Source organism: Bacillus sonorensis NBRC 101234 = KCTC 13918 (assembly GCF_001592005.1).
Classification (GTDB): Bacteria; Bacillota; Bacilli; order Bacillales; family Bacillaceae; genus Bacillus; species Bacillus sonorensis.
In genome coordinates this window covers 1-662 of record NZ_BCVZ01000061.1, presented here as the reverse complement: position 1 = coordinate 662, position 662 = coordinate 1, and the positions used below count along the sequence as shown (strand labels likewise).

The following is a 662-nucleotide window of genomic DNA, read 5'->3' as shown; positions in this document are numbered from 1 at the left end:
AACAACAGGTCAGCGTGATGTTCATCACGACGGCGCTCTTCAATACGCTCGCCGACATCGATATCGATTGTCTGGCCGGTCTGCGAAAAATCCTGTTCGGCGGTGAAAGGGTGTCAATGCCGCATGTGAAAAAAGTGCTGGACCGCATCGGGCCGGATAAGCTGATCCATGTGTACGGCCCGACGGAAAGCACGGTTTATGCGACATATTACTTCATCAATGACATCGATGAAGAAGTGGAAACGATCCCGATCGGCAGACCGCTGGCCAATACGTCGGCATTGATTATGGACGAACAAAGCCGTCTCCTTCCGATCGGGGTTCCCGGAGAGCTCTGCATTTCCGGAGACGGATTAAGCACAGGGTATTTAAACCGCGTGGAGCTGACAGCGGAAAAATTCATCCCGCACCCGTTCATCCCGGGAGAAAGGCTGTATAAGACGGGCGACTTGGCAAAATGGCTGCCTGACGGCAACATCGAATTTATCGGCCGGATCGACCACCAGGTGAAAATCCGCGGCTTCCGGATTGAGCTCGGCGAAATTGAAAGCCAACTAGAGAAGCACGACGACATCAATGAAACGATCGTCACCGTCCGGGAAGACGGGGAAAATCGCCCGTACATTTGCGCCTACATGACGTCAAAACGCGAGCTCACGGTT

The 662-nt window shown here is 53.5% G+C and carries 1 protein-coding gene; it reads left to right on the top strand.

From position 1 onward, the window contains the following. The coding region (locus tag BTR1S_RS21480) for an AMP-binding protein (RefSeq protein WP_156483233.1) at positions 1–662 on the top strand (662 nt) is incomplete at both ends.